The organism is Micromonospora marincola, assembly GCF_056150385.1.
Genome location: NZ_JAXCFT010000003.1, coordinates 589,961 through 605,434 on the forward strand (window position 1 = coordinate 589,961; position 15,474 = coordinate 605,434).

Genomic DNA, 15,474 nt, shown 5'->3' on the forward strand with positions numbered 1-15,474 from the left:
GGAGCCGGATGAGAGAACGTCAAGAGTCGGCCCCCGGCAGGCGGACCCGGACCGCCGTGCCCGTCCCCTCGGCGGTGTCCAGGCCCAGCTCGCCGCCGTGCGCGGCGACGATCTCGGCGACGATGGCCAGCCCCAGCCCGCTGCCACCGGCGCCGCCGTGGCTGAACCTGTCGAACGCCCGCGCGGCCAGCTCGGGCGGCATCCCGGGACCGGTGTCGCGGACCGTCACCTCCACCCGGTCGCCGCGACGGCGCACCTCGACGACGGTCGGGGTGCCCGCCGGGGTGTGCGCGCGGACGTTGGCGAGCAGGTTCGCCAGCACCTGACGCAGCGCGTCGGCGTCTCCGCGTACCGGGGCCGCGTCGGGTGCGTCGACCCGCAACGGGCGGCCCGGCTGCACGGCGAGCGCGTCGGCCACCGACTCGCGGGCCACCTCGGCCAGGTCGACGTCGCTCCGGTCCAGCCGGGGCTCGGCGTCCAGGCGGGCCAGGTAGAGCAGGTCGTCGAGGATCCGGCTCATCCGGGTCGCCTCCTCGTCGCCCCGGCGCAGCACCTCCGGACGGCGCGCCGGCTCGACCATGTCCCGGCGCAGCAGGTGGAGGTAGCCGCGGATGGAGGTCAGCGGCGTACGCAGCTCGTGCGAGGCGTCGGCCACGAAGGTGCGCAGCCGTTCCTCGGACCGGATCCGGGCGGCGATGGCCGACTGGAGCCGGGCGAGCATGCCGTCGACGGCACGGGTCAACCGACCCACCTCGGTCCGGTCACCGCCCTCGACCGGCACCCGGCGGTCCAGGTCGCCCCCGGCGATCGCGGTCGCCGTGTCGGTGATCCGGTCCAGGGGACGCAGCCCGCGCACCAGCAGCACCCGGGCGAACGCGGCGAGCAGCACCAGCACGGTCCCGCCGCCGGCCACCTGGACCAGGACCAGGCGGCGCACCGTCTCGCGTACCGGGGCCAGCGGAAGCGCGATGAGCACGACAGCCGCGCCGGCCCGCACGGTGACCGCCCGCCAGTCCCCGTCCGCGAGTGTGGTCGCCGGGCCCGGAGCGCCGCCGGCGGGCGGCGCGGGGGCCCGGTCCAGCAACGGTACGGCCGGCGGTGACCCGCCGAGCCGGGTCAGCGTGCCGTCCGGGTGCCGGATCTCCACCAGGTAGTCGGAGGGCGCGACGATCGCGCGGGCCACCCCGCCGGGCTCGCCCTGCAACGCCCCGACCCGCTGGGTGGCGAGCGTCGCACCGGCGCGGAGCTGGTCGTCGGTCCGGTCCAGGAGGTACGACCGCAGCGCCGCGACGCTCACCACGCCGGCCACCAGCAGCGCCACGGCGGTAAGCGCCACCATGCCGGTGAGCAGGCTGCGCCGCAGCGGGAGCCGGCTCATCCGCCGGCCCGGAGCGCGTAACCGAACCCGCGTTGGGTGACGATCAGGGGTGGCCCGAGCGGGTCGAGCTTGCGGCGCAGGTAGCCGATGTAGGTGTCCACCACGTTTGACGCGCCGCCGAAGTCGTAGCTCCACACCGCCTCGAGGATCTGGGTGCGGCTGAGCACCCGTCCGGGATTGAGCATCAGGTAGCGCAACAGCTTGAACTCCGTGGGCGAGAGCGCGAGCAGTTGCCCGGCGCGGCGGGCCTGGCAGGTTTCCTCGTCCAGCTCCAGGTCGGCGTAGCGGAGCAGGCCGGCGCCGGTGTCGGCGTCCGGGCCGATCCGGCGCAGCACGGCCCGCACCCGGGCGACCAGCTCGTCGACCGAGAACGGCTTGGTCACGTAGTCGTCGCCGCCCCAGGTGAGCCCGGCGATCTTGTCGCGCGGCGCGTCCCGCGCGGTGAGGAAGACGATGCCGAACCGGTGCCCCGCGGCGCGCAGGCGGCGGCAGAGCGCGAAGCCGTCTCCGTCGGGCAGCAGCACGTCCAGCACCACCAGGTGCGGCGGCTTCTCGCCGGACAGCCGCTCCGCCTCTCGCGCGGTGCCGGCGGTGACCACCTCGAAGTCGTGGAACCGCAGCACCGTCGCCACCATGTCGACGATGTTCGGCTCGTCGTCGACCACCAGGACCGTCGTACGCATCAGGGCCAGCAGAGCACAGTTCGATGAGAATTCGATGAGATTACAGCGCTCGCTTATATAAGCTGAGCCTGATAGAAAGGGGTCGTGCACGCTTTCGACGTCCTCGGCGATCCGGTCCGCCGCCGGATCCTGGAACTGCTCGCCGACGGCGAACAGCCGGCCGGCGCCCTCGGCGACACCGTCCGGCGCGAATTCGGCATCAGCCAGCCGGCCGTCTCCCAGCACCTCAAGGTGCTGCGCGAGCACGGCTTCACCACCGTGCGGGCCGAGGGCACCCGCCGGCTCTACACGGTCGACCCCGGCCCGCTTCGCGAGATCGACGCGTGGCTGGCCGGGTTCCGCCGCTTCTGGGCGCCGCCGCTGGCCGCGCTCGCCACCGAGCTGGCCCGGGGCCGCCGCGAACGGCGACTGCGCGAGGACGACACCGACGAGAGGAAGACCAACCCATGATCGACGTGACCGGGCAGATCAGCGCCGTCGAACGCCGGATCGGCGACCGTATCCTCCCCGCCGGGCGGGCGCGGGTGCTGACCATCACCCAGACGTACGACGCGCCGGTCGCCGACGTCTTCGACGCCTGCACCGATCCGCAGCGGATCCCGCGCTGGTTCCTGCCGGTCTCCGGCGACCTGAGCGTCGGCGGCCGGTACCGGCTGGAGGGCAACGCCGAAGGCACCGTCGAACGCTGCGACCCGCCGCACGGCTTCGCCGCCACCTGGGAGTTCGGCGGCGAGATCAGCTGGATCGAGGTCCGCCTGAGCGAGGCCGGCCCCGACCGCACCCGGTTCGAGCTGGAACACGTCGCGCACGTCGACGACAACCGGTGGGCCGAGTACGGTCCGGGCGCGGTCGGCATCGGCTGGGACCTCGCGCTTCTCGGCCTCGCCTCGCACGTCGGCGCCGCACACCTGGCGGCCGGCGCCGGCGTGGACCCGACCGCGGCGGCCGAATGGATGGGCTCCGACGAGGGCCGCCGGTTCGTCGTGGAGGCCAGTGACCGGTGGACGGCGGCAAGTGTGGACGCCGGCACCCCGGCCGACCAGGCGCGCGCCGCAGCCGAGCGGGTCACCGCCTTCTACACCCCTGAGGTGTAAGGCGGGGCCCCTTCTTAACGCATTCGGTAGAGGAAGGTGCCCCGCTTAACTCGACGGACCCGTCCCGGGCGGGGCGGGAATGTCGGTGGGGACGGGCAGAATGCGTGTGTGCTGATCCGATCCGTCGCCGAGTTGACCGTCGCGCTCGCTTCCGGTGCGCCTGTCAAATTCCTGCACTTCTGGGGGCACCGGCAGCAACGTGACGGCAGCGTCGGCGCCGGCTGCCTGAGCCAGTGGTGGCCGGCGGCGTTCACCGTGGACGGTCGGGAGTTCGCCACCGCCGAGCACTGGATGATGTGGCACAAGGCCACCCTCTTCGGCGACCACGCGATCGCCGAAGAGGTGCTCGCCGCCACGCATCCGCACCGGGCCAAGGCACTCGGCCGGCGGGTGCGCGGCTTCGACGAGACCACGTGGGCGGCCAGCCGCTACGAGATCGTGGTGGCCGGCAGCGTCGCCAAGTTCGGCCAGCACGAGCCGTTGCGGCGGTTCCTGCTCGGCACCGGGGAGCGGGTCCTTGTGGAGGCGAGCCCGACGGACCGGGTCTGGGGCATCGGCCTGGCCGCCGACGACCCGCGCGCCGCCGACCCGGCGACCTGGCGGGGCGCGAACCTGCTCGGCTTCGCCCTGATGGAGGCGCGCGCCACGCTGGCCGGCCCGAGCCGGTGACCAACCCCCAACGCCGGCCGAGCCCGTGACCACCACGCCGCACCGAGCCCGTGACCACAACGCCGCACCGAGCGGGCGACCGCCACCCGCTCCCGCCGGGTCGAGCGGGTAACCATGCGGGCGGGTAACGTGCTGCGGCGTGACGGCGTACTCGCACTGCTCGTTCTGCGGCGCGGCCTATCCGGCGGACGCCGGTTGGCCGCGTGTCTGCCCGGCCTGCGGGGAGACGGTGTGGCGCAACCCGCTGCCGGTCGCGGTGGCGGTGCTGCCGGTCCGCACGCCCACGGGCCTCGGCGTGGTGGCCGTCCGCCGCGACATCGAGCCGGCGCGGGGCGAGCTGGCGTTGCCGGGCGGCTTCGTCGAGTACGGCGAGGAGTGGTCCGAGGCGCTGGTCCGCGAACTGCGCGAGGAAACCGGGCTGCGGGCCGAGGCCGGTGCGGCGCGGCTGTTCGCGGTGCACGGCGCGCCGGCCGGCGGCACCATGATGCTCTTCGGCGTGCTGCCCGAGCGGCCGGTGGAGGACCTGCCGCCGTCGGCGCCGACCGACGAGGCGACCGAGTGGGTGGTGCTCACCGAGCCGGTCGAGCTGGCGTTCTCCACGCACACCCGGGTGCTCGCCGACTTCCTGGCCGGTCAGCGCCCGGCCTGACCGGGCCACCTGGACACCGGGACAAGCCGGAACACCGGGACACCGGCACCGCGGTGAGGGCGGCGGTCAGCCCCGCGCCGGCACCGGCTGAGGTGAGAACGACGGGTGAGCGGGAGCGTCGGGTCGCCCGTCGCCGTCATCGGACGGCGGCGGGCGACCCGGGTGTGCGACCGCTGGCGAGGGACCGGTCAGCGGGCCGGCAGCGTGGCAAGTGCCAGATTGGGGTCGACGCCTGTGGTGTAAGCGGCGCTGAGCACGTAGACGGTCCGGCCGCGCACCGCCACCGAGGTCGGGTTCTGCAGCCCGTCGGCGGCGGTCAGCAGCGTTCGCGAACGACCCGCAGCGTCGATGCCCACCACCGTGTTCGGTCCGTTCAGGGTGGCGATGACCTGGTGGTCACCGGCGCCGACGAACGCGAAGTCGTCGATACCGACCAGGCCGGTCGCCGCCACCCGGACAGGTCCGGGCCGGCCGTGCCGCAGCGGAACGCGCAGCAGCGTGCCCTGGTCGAGGTTCGTCGCCCACACCGCGCCGGCGCGTACCTTGATGCCGTTGGCGCCGAGGAAACCCGTCGCGGCGAGTTCGGGCGCCGAGGACCACACCTCGACCCGGCCGCCCGCCAGGGCGACGGTCGAGATCGTGCCGAGCACCGAGTCGGTGAGGTAGAACCTCTCCGCCGCCGGGTCGAACGCCAGGCCGTTGGGAAGTCCGCCGGCCGGCAGGGCCGCGATGCGGTGCGGGGTCCCGCCGGGGCGCAGCCGGTACAGGCCGGTGGAGGTGGCATCGCCGCTCGCGTACAGGAAATAGAGGGTACCGTCGGCCATCCGGACGATGCCGGTGGTCAGCGCGAACCCGAGCACCGGCGTGTTGACGCCGCCGTCGGCGGGGGCCGGCAGGGTCGCCAGGATCCGCGTCCCGCCGGACGGGGTGACGGCGGCGACCTGTCGAGCGGCTGCGAAGGTGACGTAGGCGGTGCCGTCCGGGCCGACGGCGACGTTCTCCGGCATCTGCCCCTTGCTCAGGTCGAAGTGGACCGCGATCCGCGACGGCACCGGCGGTGCGGACGGTCGGACCGGCCCCACGGTCGGGGCCCGGCCGGTCGTGGCCGGTGCGGCGCTCGACGGCACGACAGCCGCGACACCGAACCCGGCCGCGGCGAGAGCCACTGCGACGGTCATCATTCTCTTCCGCATTCTTGTCCCCTACTGACGGTCCTGTTGGTGGGTGGGAAACGGGCACGACGGGTCCGGCGCCCCTTGCGGAGCACCTCGTGTCGAGCGATCTGGGTGGTGCTATCCGCGCCGGACGGGCGGCTGCGGGGCGCCGGCACGGGTGGTGACGGCGCCGTGCACGAGCAGCGTCATCGCCGCGTGCGACGCCGAGCCGGGTTCGGTGGTGGCGACGACGACGGTCTGACCGTCCTCGGTACGCAGGGTCTGCTGCGTCACGTCCATCGCGCCGACGAGCGGGTGCCGCATCCGGTAGACGCTGTCGCCGCCGGCCTTCACCCGGTGGTCGGCCCACATCGCGGCGAACTCCGGACTCCGTACCGTCAACTCGCCGACGAGCGCGGGCATCAGCGGGTCGTCCGGGTTCTGTCCGGAGGCCATCCGCAGCGTCGCCACCACCGCGCGGGCCTTGCTGGGCCAGTCCGCGTACAGGTCGCGGGTGTGCGCGTCCAGGAACACCAGCCGGGCCATGTTCGGGGGCTGGTGCGGTCGCTCCGGGATCTCCGGAGCCAGGTGACCGGCGAACAGGGCATGACCCGCGGTGTTCCACGCCAGCACGTCGGCGCGGTAACCGAGCACCACCACGGGCACGTCGCCGAGCGTCGCGACGAGCTGGCGGACCGCCGGGCTCACCCGCTCCGGGGCCGGGCGGCGCGCGGCGGGCCGGCGGCGGGTGCCGGCCGCCAGCTCGCCCAGGTGACGGCGTTCCGCGTCGTCGAGCCGCAGCGCCCGGGCGAGCGCGTCGAGCACCTCGGGTGAGGCGTTCACGGCCTGCCCCTGCTCCAACCGGGAGTAGTACGACACGCTCACCCCGGCCAGCAGGGCCAGTTCCTCCCGGCGCAGCCCCCGGACCCGGCGCCGCTCACCGTACGTCGCCACGCCGGTGTCCTCCGGCCGTAGCTGGGCGCGCCGGGCCTGGAGGAAGTCGCCGAGCTGTCCTCTCGCGTTCATGACTCGAAGTATGTCGAGCCCCGACCGCGCCAACCACTCCCTGCCAGGGGTAGGCACCGGGTGGCGAGGCAGCCCGGCGCACCCCGGTCACGGCGTGCTGACCGTCAGGTAGGCCGGCGGGACCGTGTCGGTGAGCCACACCCCGTTCGCGGAGCGGTAGAACAGGTGGCCGTGCTCGACCATCGCGGCGGCGTCGACCGACAACACCACCACCGCGCCCTCGCGCCGCGCGCCGACCCGCCGGGCCGTCGCCACATCCGGCGACAGGTGTACGTGGTGTCGACGGCCCCGGCGCAGCCCCTCGGCCCGGATGGCGGCCAGCACGGCCTCGCCGGTGCCGTGGAAGAGCCGGCCCGGCGGCACGGCCGGGGTAAGACCGAGGTCGACCGGAACGGAGTGCCCCTGGTTGGCGCGGACCCGGTCGATCCCGTCCGGGCCGGGTTCGACGGCGAAACGCTGCTTGTCGTTGCCGGCGACCACGGCGTCCAGGTCGGCGCGGCTGATCCGCAGCGCGGCGAGCAGGTCGGCGACCGGCGCCCAGCCGGCCCGGTCGAGGGCCAGGCCGAACCGGTCGGGTCGGTGGCGCAGCGCAAGCGACATCCGTCTGCTCACCCGGACCAGCTCACGGTGTTCCATCCGGACAGTCTGGGCGCTCGGCCGGCCCGCGTCGACCGGGTTCAACGAGAGGCAGCGAGTTCAACGGGCGGCACCGGCGGGGCGGGCACCGCGCACGCGGGCACGCGCGGACGGCACCCCGCAGGTGGGCGCGGTCAGGCGGCGGCGCGTTCGGAGCGCGGGCGGCGGCGCAGGGCGGGATCGGTGAGCGACGGCGGGGACCACGCTCCGTCGGGCTGGTAGAGGTTCGTGCCGGGCGGCACGATCTCGTCGATCCGGTCGAGCACCACGTCGTCGAGCGTCAGCGACGCGCCGGCGAGCAGCGCGTCGAGCTGGTCCATGGTGCGGGGTCCGATGATGGTGGAGGTGACCGCCGGGTGCGCCGCGGTGAACGCCACGGCCAGTTCCGGCAGCGTGCAGCCGACCCCCTCGGCGAGCGCCGCCAGTTCCTCGACGGCGGCGTACTTGGCGGCGTTGCCGGGCAGCGCCGGGTCGAACCGGGCCGGGGTGAGCGCCGGCCGACCGGTGGTGAGGTCGACCGGCCGGTCGCGCCGGTAACGCCCGGACAGGAAGCCGGAGGCCAGCGGGCTCCAGACCAGCACGCCCATCCGGTAACGGTGGCAGACCGGCAGCACCGACGTCTCGATCCCGCGCGCCAGGATGGAGTATGGCGGCTGCTCGGTGCGGAACCGGCCGAGCGCCCGCCGCTCGGCGACGTGTTGCGCCTCCACGATCTCGTCGGCCGGGTAGGTCGAGCAGCCGAAGGCGCGGATCTTGCCGGCGCGGACCAGGTCGGTGAGCGCGCCGAGGGTCTCCTCGACGTCTGTGGTGTGGTCGGGCCGGTGGACCTGGTAGAGGTCGATCCAGTCGGTGCCCAACCGGCGCAGGCTCTCCTCGACCTCGTGGACGATCCAGCGCCGCGAGTTGCCGCCCCGGTTGGGGCCCTCCCCCATCGGGAAGTGCACCTTGGTGGCGAGCACCACGTCGTCACGCCGGCCGCGCAGCGCCTTGCCGACGATCACCTCGGACTCCCCCGCCGAGTACATGTCGGCGGTGTCCACCATGTTGACGCCGTGGTCCAGCGCCGCGTGCACGATCCGCACGCAGTCGTCGTGGTCGGGGTTGCCGACCGCGCCGAACATCATGGTGCCGAGACAGTGGACGCTGACCTCGATGCCGGTGCCGCCGAGGACGCGGTAGCGCATGGGAACTCCAGGGGGTGACGCCGCACTGACCGGGCGGCGGCCGGTCCGGTCACGGTAGGGGTTCGAGTGCGCTGGAGGTCAACGGTCAACGGTCGGCAGCCGGCCCGCCGGCGCCGGCCAGGTAGCCGGCCGCCTGCAACTCGAACAGCTCCCGGTAGGGGCCGTCCTGGGTCATCAGGGTGTCGTGGTCGCCGGACTGCACCAGGCGGCCGTGGTCAAGCACGAAGATCCGGTCGGCGTGCCTGACGTTGGCCAACCGGTGGGTGATCAGCACGACGGCCCGGTCCGGGTGCCGGCGCAGGTGCTGGAAGAGAGCGTGCTCGGCGCGCGCGTCGAGCGCCGCGGAGGGCTCGTCGCAGACCAGCAGCCGGGCGTCGCGGTAGAGGCCGCGCGCGGCCACCAGCCGCTGCCACTGCCCGCCGGACAGGTCCTGGCCGTCCTTGAACTCCCGGTCCAGCAGCGTGTCGTACCCGAACGGCAGCTCGCTGATCATGTCGTGCGCGGCGGCGTCCCGGGCGGCGGCCTCCACGCTGGGGCCGGGCCGGCCGGCCCGGTCGTGGCGGCCGACGCGGATGTTCTGCCGGGCGGTGAACGGGAACTTCCACCATTCCTGGCTCATCACCGCGACCTGGGCGGCGACCTGGCGCGGGTCCAGTTCGGCGGCGTCCACCCCGTCCCAGCGGATCGTGCCGCCGGTGGGCCGGTAGAGGCCGGCGATCAGCTTCGCGAGCGTGGTCTTGCCGGAGCCGTTCTCGCCCACCAGCGCGACCACCTCGCCGCGCCTGATGGTGAGGCTGACCTCGTCGACGGCGGCGCCGTCGGTGTCCGGGTAGCGCATGCTGACCCGGTCGAGGTCCATCCGGTCGAACCCGTCGACCGGCCGGTCGCCGCCGGCCGGGATCCGCCGCCCGGCCCGGTCGAGGAAGTCGCGGTAGTCCTGGTAGTAGAGGGCGTCCTCGTAGAGCGAGTTGGTGGCGAAGATCGCGGTGCGCAGGTTGCCGCGCGCGGACTGCAGAGCGAGCAGCGCGGTGGCCGCGGCGGCGAGGGCGACCACGCCGCCGGTCAGCAGCGCGCCCAGCACCAGGTAGAGCCCGAACGTGGCGATCCCGGTGACGGACAACCCGATTCCCCGGGTGATCGTCTGCGCGCGGGCCAGGCGCAGTTCGGCCCGCGTCTCCAGGCGCGTCATCAGGCGGTATTCCGAGAGCAGGAAATCACGCATCTGGTAGGCGCGGACCTCGGCCGCGGTGTGCCGGTTGGCCATCAGGTCGCCGAGCATCCACTTGCGGCGGCGGCGGGTGATCCGGGCCAGCCAGTCGACGTGTTGGCGGCGGGCCATCCGCACCGCCGTCACCGCCTCCGGCGCTGCGGCGACCAGCAGGCAGGGCAGCAGCAACGGGTGGATGATGGTCACCGCCGCGCCGGTGGCGACCACGCCGACCACGCCGGTGACCAGGTTGACCGTGTCGTTGACCAGGGCCCCGGCCTCGACCAGCCCGCGGTCGCGGGCGCGGTCCATCTCCTCGGCGAAGCCGGCGTCGTCGAAGGCCGCCAGCTCGACCTCGGAGGTGGTCTCGAACAGCCGCCGCTCCACCGCGAAGTTGATCTGCGGGATGAGCCGGGCCTGCGCCCACCCGGCGGCGACGGTGAGCGCGCCGCGCCCGGTGACGGCCGCCGCGGCCACCGCCAGGGCGGGCAGCGCCGCCCGGATCCGCGCCGGGGTCGGTCCGGCCGCGAAGAGCTGCTGGAGCACGCCTGTGGTGGCGAGCAGACCGAGCGTGGTGAGCACGCCGGCGGCGACGTTGAGGCCGAGCGACGCCGCGGTGTCCCGCCGGCTGGTCGACCAGGCCAGGCTTGTCGCCTCGCGGACAAGCGCGGGCAACCGGCGCGCCACCGACCAGAAGCCGGTGTGGGCCAGCTCGGTGGCGCGGTGCATCCAGTGCGGATCGACGAGCTCCGGCAGGGCCGACTCCCCGACCGCTTCCTCCGGGTCGGACGGGGGACGAGGGTGGACGACGCCGGCCATGGCACCTCCCGCGTGTGATCGAGCAGCAGGATCTTACTTTCCGCGATCGTGGACTGTCAGCCAGTAGTCGGCGTGTCGAACAGTTGTCCCAACCGCGTGTCGCGACCGGAGGCGCGCCGGCCACCGCGACGCGGGTCGCGTCGCGGTGGCCGGCCGCGGGTGGCAGGCTTGTGGGGTCGTGGGCGGACGCCCGCCGACCGCCCGTCGTGAAGGAGAAGATCGACCCGATGGCTGTGGACGTCACCACCACCGACGAATGGCAGGCGCTGCGCAAGCACGCCGAGGCGATGCGCGGCACCCACCTGCGTGAGCTCTTCGCCGCCGACGGGCAGCGGGGCGAACGGCTCACCGGCGAGGTCGCCGACCTGCACGTGGACTACAGCAAGAACCTGGTCACCGACGAGACGGTCGCGCTGCTCGCCGCGCTCGCCGAGCGGGTCGGCCTGACCGGGAAGATCGCGGCCATGTTCGCCGGCCGGCACATCAACGTCACCGAGGACCGGGCCGTGCTGCACACCGCGCTGCGCCTGCCCCGGGACGCCTCGCTCACCGTCGACGGCCAGGACGTCGTCGCCGACGTGCACGCCGTGCTGGACCGGATGTCGGCGTTCGCCGACCGGGTGCGCACGGGCGCGTGGCGCGGCCACACCGGTGAGCGGATCACCACCGTGGTCAACATCGGCATCGGCGGTTCCGACCTCGGCCCGGTGATGGCGTACGAGGCGCTGAAGGCGTACCGGGACGCGGGGATCAGTTGCCGGTTCGTGTCGAACATCGACCCGACCGACATCCACGACAAGACCGCCGACCTGGACCCGGCGAGCACCCTGTTCGTCGTGGTCTCGAAGACCTTCTCCACGCAGGAGACGCTCGCCAACGCCGACCAGGCACGGCGCTGGCTGCTCGCCGGGCTCGACGCCGACGACGACGCGGTCGCCCGGCACTTCGTCGCGGTAAGCACCAACGAGCAGCGGGTCCGCGACTTCGGCATCGACCCGGAGAACATGTTCGGCTTCTGGGACTGGGTGGGCGGGCGATACTCGCTGCCGTCGGCGGTCGGGCTGTCGGTGATGCTGGCGGTCGGCCCGGACCGGTTCCGCGAGATGCTTGCCGGCTACCACGCCGTCGACGAGCACTTCCGCGCCAGCCCGGTCGAGCGCAACGTGCCGGCGCTGCTCGGCCTGCTGAACGTCTGGTACACGGACTTCCTCGGCGCGGAGACCCACGCCGTGCTGCCGTACGCGCAGTACCTGCACCGGTTCCCGGCGTACCTCCAGCAGTTGACCATGGAGAGCAACGGCAAGTCGGTGCGCGTCGACGGCTCACCTGTGACGTACCCGACCGGGGAGATCTTCTGGGGTGAGCCCGGCACCAACGGTCAGCACGCCTTCTATCAGCTCATCCACCAGGGCACGCGGCTGATCCCGGCGGACTTCATCGCGTTCAGCCACCCCAACCACGACCTGGGCGACATGCACGACCTGTTCATGTCGAACTTCTTCGCCCAGACCGCCGCGTTGGCCTTCGGGCGGACCCGCGAGCAGGTGGAGGCCGAGGGCACCGCGGCCGACGTGGTGCCGCACCGGGTGATGGCGGGCAACCACCCGACCACCTCGATCCTGGCCCCGAAGCTCACCCCGGCGACGCTTGGCCAGCTCATCGCGCTCTACGAGCACATCGTCTTCACCGAGGCGGCGGTCTGGGACATCAATGCCTTCGACCAGTGGGGCGTGGAGTTGGGCAAGGTGATGGCCAACCAGCTCGCGCCGAAGCTCACCGGGCCCGACCCGGACCTCGCGGAGGTGGACACCTCCACCGCCGAGCTGATCCGCCGCTACCGCGCCGAACGCGGCCGGAGCTGACCCCGCGTCCGCCGTCTCCGGCCGAAGGCGGTCGGAGACGGCGGGTCAGGGGCGCAGCAGGTCGGCGTGGGCGGCGCGGAGCCGGGTGAGCGCCGGATCGCCGGCCGGCGCGCGTCGCTCCAGCTCGGCCCACGCCTCGGCGAGCGCGTCGGTGAGCGCCCGCAGCTCGGCGGCGTGCCGCCGGCTGGACTGCCGGTGCAGGTCCTCCAGGCGGCGGGCCCAGCCGGCGCTGACCGCGGCGATCCGATCCGCGTCGGCCCGGGCCTGGGCGCCGGTGCGGGCGGCCGGGGCGGGCACGATCGCGGCGATCGGGCGGGGGTCGCCGTCGCGGGTGACGAGGGTGACGGTGTCGGTCAGCTCGGCCAGGGAGACGAGCTGGGTGAGCCGGGTGCGGACCTCGCGCAGCGGCAGGGCGCGCGGCTGCGGGGACCGGTCGGCCAGTGCGGGAACAGCCATGGACACATGTTGACGTCCGGGTGTGACAAGAATTCGCCTCAGGCGGTCCACTCCGGCGCCAGCACCGACCAGACCTCCATGTCGGCCCGGCCCTCGGGCGTCGGCGCGGCCCCCCGGAGCACGCCGTCGCGGCGCATGCCGAGCCGCCGGGCGACCGCGATGCTGCGCTCGTTCCCGGCCCGGGTCACCCACTCGACGCGGTGGATGCCGCGCTCGACGACCGCCCAGTCGATGACCAGCCGGGCGGCGCGGGTGACCAGGCCCTGCCCCTCGGCCTCCGCCTCCAGCCAGCAGCCGGCCTCGCAGACCCCGCGCGCGGTGCTCAGCGACACCAGCAGCACTCCCCCGACGAGCGTGCCGCCCTGCCAGATGCCCCAGATGCCACCGTCGTCGCGGGCCCAGCGGTCGGCGTAGTTCTGCAACACCCGGCGGGCCGAGTCGGCGTCGGTGGCCACGAAGGACGCGCCGACCCAGGGGGCGATGTGCTCCCGGCAGCGGTCCAGGTTGGCGAGGAACTCGTCGGCGTGCCACGGCTGAAGTGGCCGCAGCTCGGCGTCGTCGGTAAGCGCGATCGCGAACATCTGTGCAACGTACCGGCCGGGCGTCCGGAAAGCCCGACCGCCCGGCGCGCCGACCGCTCAGCCCTTGACCGCGCCGATCAGCACGCCCTTGATGAAGTGTCGCTGGACGAACGGGTAGACCGCGACGATCGGCGCGACGGTCAGCACCACCACCGCCATCTTGACCGCCTCGGTCGGCGGCATGTTCACCCCGGTGGTGCCGCCGGCGGTGTGCGGCGCCTGCCCGGCCAGCAGGTAGCTCTGGAGCACCCGCTGGATCGGGTACATGTCGTTGCGGTCGATGAACAGCAGCGCGTCGAACCAGACGTTCCAGTAGCTGACCGCGTAGAAGAGGCCGACCACGGCGATGACCGCGCGGGACAGCGGCAGCACGATCCGACCCAGGGTACGGAAGTCGCTGGCCCCGTCGATGCGGGCGCTGTCCAGCAGTTCCTGCGGGATGCCCTGGAAGAAGCCGCGCACCACGACGAGGTTGAACACGCTGATCGCTGGCGGCAGGACCAGCGCCCAGATGGTGTCCTTGAGCCCCAGCCCGGTGACCACCAGATAGCGGGGCACGAGCGGCGGGTAGACCAGGAACGGGAGCAGGAAGTAGGCGAGCAGCCAGCGGTGCCCGAGCGACCCCGGCCGGGACAGCCCGTACGCGGCCAGCACCGTGACGGTGAGCGCGATCGCGGTGCCGCAGATGGTGACAAGGGTGCTGATCCACAGTGCCCAGGTGACCGCGCCACCGGCGAGGATGGTCTGGTAGGCCGAGGTGTCGATGCCTTTCGGCACGACCACCATGCCGCCGGCGTCGGCGATGGTCTGCCGGGAGGAGAGGCTTGTCACAAGCACCACCCAGAGCGGGAAGAGCACCCCGAGCACAAGCAGCGTGAGCAGGACGGCCTTGAACCCCTGACCGACCGGGGTCGGGGGCTCCTCCCAGGCCGGGCGGCGGGCGCGGGCGCCGGGCGGCCGGCGGGTGAGCACGGTCATGACTTCGAGTAGACCCCTCGCTCGCCGAGCATGTGCGCCACCCGGTTCGCGGCCAGGATCAGCACGAGGCCGATGACGGCTTTGAACAGCCCGGCCGCCGCGCCGTAGCCGTAGTTTCCGGTGGCGATGGAGAAGTGGTAGACGAACGTGTCGAGCACCTCGGCGGCCTGCCGGCCGACCGCGTCGCGTTGCAGCAGGAACTGCTCGAAGCCGACCGAGAGCGCGTCGCCCAGGCGCAGGATGAGCAGCAGGACGATCACCGGACGCAGGCCGGGCAGCGTGATGTGCCACAGCCGCCGCCACCGCCCGGCGCCGTCCGCGGCTGCCGCCTCGTAGAGGTTCTGGTCGATGGTGGACAACGCGGCCAGGAAGACGATGGTGCCCCAGCCCACGTCCTTCCACACCGCCTCGGCGGTGACCAGGACGATGAACGTGTCCGGGTTGGTCATCACGTTCCACGGCTGCATGCCGGCGTCGCGCATGGTCTGCGCCAGCAGCCCGGCGCCGCCGAGCATGGCGACGAAGAAGCTGACCACAAGCACCCAGCTGAAGAAGTGCGGCAGGTAGACGACGGTCTGGACGAAGCCGCGCAGCCGGCTGGAGAGCAGGTTGTGCAGCATGACCGCCAGCAGGATCGGCAGCGGGAAGAAGAACACGAGTTGGAACGCGGTGATGGCGAGCGTGTTGCGCAAGGCGTCCCAGAAGGCCGGGTCGTCGAAGAGGAGCTGGAACTGGCCGAAGCCGATCCAGTTGCTGTGCGTGAACGCCTGCCAGGGGTTGTCGCCCAGGTAGGGGTTGTAGTCCTGGAACGCGATGACGTTGCCGGCGATCGGCAGGTAGCTGAAGACAAGCAGGATCCCGAAGCCGGGCGCCACCATGGCCAGCAGTTGCCAGTCGCGGCGCAGCCGGGTGCCCAGCGGCACCCGGCGACGGCGGGCCGCGCGTACCGGTGGGGCCGGGTCGTCGGGGGGGGGCCCCCCCGGGCCCCCCCCCCCCGCCCCGCCGGTGTCAGCGGCCCTGCCTGGCCCGGCAGATCTGCACCGGGTGGGCCGGCGCGCCGTCGACAGGCGCCGGGTCCTCCGGCGTGGCCGCAATGCC

The 15,474-nt window shown here is 73.3% G+C and carries 16 protein-coding genes; 5 read left to right on the plus strand and 11 right to left on the minus strand.

Translation table 11 applies throughout. The features are described 5' to 3' along the window. Positions 1 to 19: 19 nt before the first annotated feature. Positions 20 to 1,378, minus strand: coding sequence for a sensor histidine kinase (locus tag SM450_RS11130; protein ID WP_474619622.1), 1,359 nt, complete (start codon positions 1,376 to 1,378; stop codon positions 20 to 22). Then, entirely contained in the window at positions 1,375 to 2,061 is a 687-nt protein-coding gene (locus tag SM450_RS11135; protein WP_474619623.1) for a response regulator transcription factor, read from the minus strand. The genes SM450_RS11130 and SM450_RS11135 overlap by 4 nt, the downstream gene beginning before the upstream one ends. Positions 2,062 to 2,145: 84 nt before the next feature. Here SM450_RS11135 and SM450_RS11140 point away from each other — a divergent pair, with 84 nt between their 5' ends. The 4 genes from SM450_RS11140 (at position 2,146) to SM450_RS11155 (ending at position 4,473) form a co-directional block, all read left to right on the plus strand. Beyond that, positions 2,146 to 2,511 (plus strand): ArsR/SmtB family transcription factor, encoded by a 366-nt coding sequence (locus tag SM450_RS11140; protein WP_474619624.1) that lies wholly within the window; start codon positions 2,146 to 2,148, stop codon positions 2,509 to 2,511. Then, the gene (locus SM450_RS11145) at positions 2,508 to 3,155 is read left to right on the plus strand and encodes an SRPBCC family protein (RefSeq protein ID WP_474619625.1); all 648 of its coding nucleotides are present in this window, start codon (positions 2,508 to 2,510) and stop codon (positions 3,153 to 3,155) included. The genes SM450_RS11140 and SM450_RS11145 overlap by 4 nt, the downstream gene beginning before the upstream one ends. A gap of 108 nt (positions 3,156 to 3,263) precedes the next feature. Continuing rightward, the gene (locus SM450_RS11150; protein ID WP_474619626.1) at positions 3,264 to 3,824 is read left to right on the plus strand and encodes an NADAR family protein; all 561 of its coding nucleotides are present in this window, start codon (positions 3,264 to 3,266) and stop codon (positions 3,822 to 3,824) included. Between the two features lie 139 nt (positions 3,825 to 3,963). Further along, positions 3,964 to 4,473, plus strand: a complete 510-nt coding sequence (locus SM450_RS11155; protein WP_474619627.1) for an NUDIX domain-containing protein — start codon at positions 3,964 to 3,966, stop codon at positions 4,471 to 4,473. Between the two features lie 188 nt (positions 4,474 to 4,661). On the opposite strand, the gene SM450_RS11160 is transcribed toward SM450_RS11155, so the two are convergent. The 5 genes from SM450_RS11160 to SM450_RS11180 all read right to left on the minus strand — a co-directional run bounded on the left by SM450_RS11160 (position 4,662) and on the right by SM450_RS11180 (position 10,499). Beyond that, positions 4,662 to 5,651 (minus strand): SMP-30/gluconolactonase/LRE family protein, encoded by a 990-nt coding sequence (locus tag SM450_RS11160; RefSeq protein WP_474619628.1) that lies wholly within the window; start codon positions 5,649 to 5,651, stop codon positions 4,662 to 4,664. Between the two features lie 114 nt (positions 5,652 to 5,765). Further along, positions 5,766 to 6,653 carry a helix-turn-helix transcriptional regulator gene (locus SM450_RS11165; protein WP_474619629.1) on the minus strand — a complete coding sequence of 296 codons (888 nt, stop codon included), beginning with the start codon at positions 6,651 to 6,653 and terminating at the stop codon, positions 5,766 to 5,768. 87 nt (positions 6,654 to 6,740) lie between these two features. Continuing rightward, positions 6,741 to 7,289: an RNA 2'-phosphotransferase gene (locus SM450_RS11170; RefSeq protein ID WP_474619630.1), complete on the minus strand. Its 549-nt coding sequence runs from the start codon at positions 7,287 to 7,289 to the stop codon at positions 6,741 to 6,743. 134 nt (positions 7,290 to 7,423) lie between these two features. Continuing rightward, complete coding sequence (locus SM450_RS11175) at positions 7,424 to 8,473, minus strand: aldo/keto reductase (protein ID WP_474619631.1); 1,050 nt, start codon at positions 8,471 to 8,473, stop codon at positions 7,424 to 7,426. Positions 8,474 to 8,558: 85 nt separating this feature from the next. Continuing rightward, on the minus strand, positions 8,559 to 10,499 hold the full coding sequence (locus tag SM450_RS11180; RefSeq protein ID WP_474619632.1) for an ABC transporter ATP-binding protein: 1,941 nt from the start codon (positions 10,497 to 10,499) through the stop codon (positions 8,559 to 8,561). Between the two features lie 227 nt (positions 10,500 to 10,726). On the opposite strand from SM450_RS11180, the gene pgi reads away from it, so the two are divergent. Continuing rightward, the gene (gene pgi, locus SM450_RS11185; RefSeq protein WP_474619633.1) at positions 10,727 to 12,361 is read left to right on the plus strand and encodes a glucose-6-phosphate isomerase; all 1,635 of its coding nucleotides are present in this window, start codon (positions 10,727 to 10,729) and stop codon (positions 12,359 to 12,361) included. A 45-nt stretch (positions 12,362 to 12,406) separates the two neighbouring features. On the opposite strand, the gene SM450_RS11190 is transcribed toward pgi, so the two are convergent. The 4 genes from SM450_RS11190 to SM450_RS11205 are packed head-to-tail and all read right to left on the minus strand — an operon-like array spanning position 12,407 to position 15,293. Further along, a complete protein-coding gene (locus tag SM450_RS11190; protein WP_474619634.1) occupies positions 12,407 to 12,817 on the minus strand; it encodes a type II toxin-antitoxin system Phd/YefM family antitoxin in 411 nt (136 codons plus the stop codon). A 38-nt stretch (positions 12,818 to 12,855) separates the two neighbouring features. Then, a complete protein-coding gene (locus SM450_RS11195; protein ID WP_474619635.1) occupies positions 12,856 to 13,398 on the minus strand; it encodes a GNAT family N-acetyltransferase in 543 nt (180 codons plus the stop codon). Positions 13,399 to 13,455: 57 nt separating this feature from the next. Beyond that, on the minus strand, positions 13,456 to 14,376 hold the full coding sequence (locus tag SM450_RS11200) for a carbohydrate ABC transporter permease (protein ID WP_474619636.1): 921 nt from the start codon (positions 14,374 to 14,376) through the stop codon (positions 13,456 to 13,458). Then, positions 14,373 to 15,293, minus strand: coding sequence for an ABC transporter permease (locus SM450_RS11205; protein WP_474619655.1), 921 nt, complete (start codon positions 15,291 to 15,293; stop codon positions 14,373 to 14,375). Before SM450_RS11205 ends, SM450_RS11200 begins: the two co-directional genes overlap by 4 nt. Positions 15,294 to 15,474: the final 181 nt, after the last annotated feature.

Bases quoted from the DNA above. Each gene is read 5' to 3' on its own strand.
- SM450_RS11165 (WP_474619629.1), bottom strand. From the start codon at position 6,653: ATGAACGCGAGAGGACAGCTCGGCGACTTCCTCCAGGCCCGGCGCGCC.
- SM450_RS11145 (WP_474619625.1), top strand. From the start codon at position 2,508: ATGATCGACGTGACCGGGCAGATCAGCGCCGTCGAACGCCGGATCGGC.
- pgi (WP_474619633.1), top strand. From the start codon at position 10,727: ATGGCTGTGGACGTCACCACCACCGACGAATGGCAGGCGCTGCGCAAG.
- SM450_RS11130 (WP_474619622.1), bottom strand. From the start codon at position 1,378: ATGAGCCGGCTCCCGCTGCGGCGCAGCCTGCTCACCGGCATGGTGGCG.
- SM450_RS11180 (WP_474619632.1), bottom strand. From the start codon at position 10,499: ATGGCCGGCGTCGTCCACCCTCGTCCCCCGTCCGACCCGGAGGAAGCG.
- SM450_RS11170 (WP_474619630.1), bottom strand. From the start codon at position 7,289: ATGGAACACCGTGAGCTGGTCCGGGTGAGCAGACGGATGTCGCTTGCG.
- SM450_RS11200 (WP_474619636.1), bottom strand. From the start codon at position 14,376: ATGACCGTGCTCACCCGCCGGCCGCCCGGCGCCCGCGCCCGCCGCCCG.
- SM450_RS11190 (WP_474619634.1), bottom strand. From the start codon at position 12,817: ATGGCTGTTCCCGCACTGGCCGACCGGTCCCCGCAGCCGCGCGCCCTG.
- SM450_RS11175 (WP_474619631.1), bottom strand. From the start codon at position 8,473: ATGCGCTACCGCGTCCTCGGCGGCACCGGCATCGAGGTCAGCGTCCAC.
- SM450_RS11195 (WP_474619635.1), bottom strand. From the start codon at position 13,398: ATGTTCGCGATCGCGCTTACCGACGACGCCGAGCTGCGGCCACTTCAG.
- SM450_RS11135 (WP_474619623.1), bottom strand. From the start codon at position 2,061: ATGCGTACGACGGTCCTGGTGGTCGACGACGAGCCGAACATCGTCGAC.
- SM450_RS11160 (WP_474619628.1), bottom strand. From the start codon at position 5,651: ATGACCGTCGCAGTGGCTCTCGCCGCGGCCGGGTTCGGTGTCGCGGCT.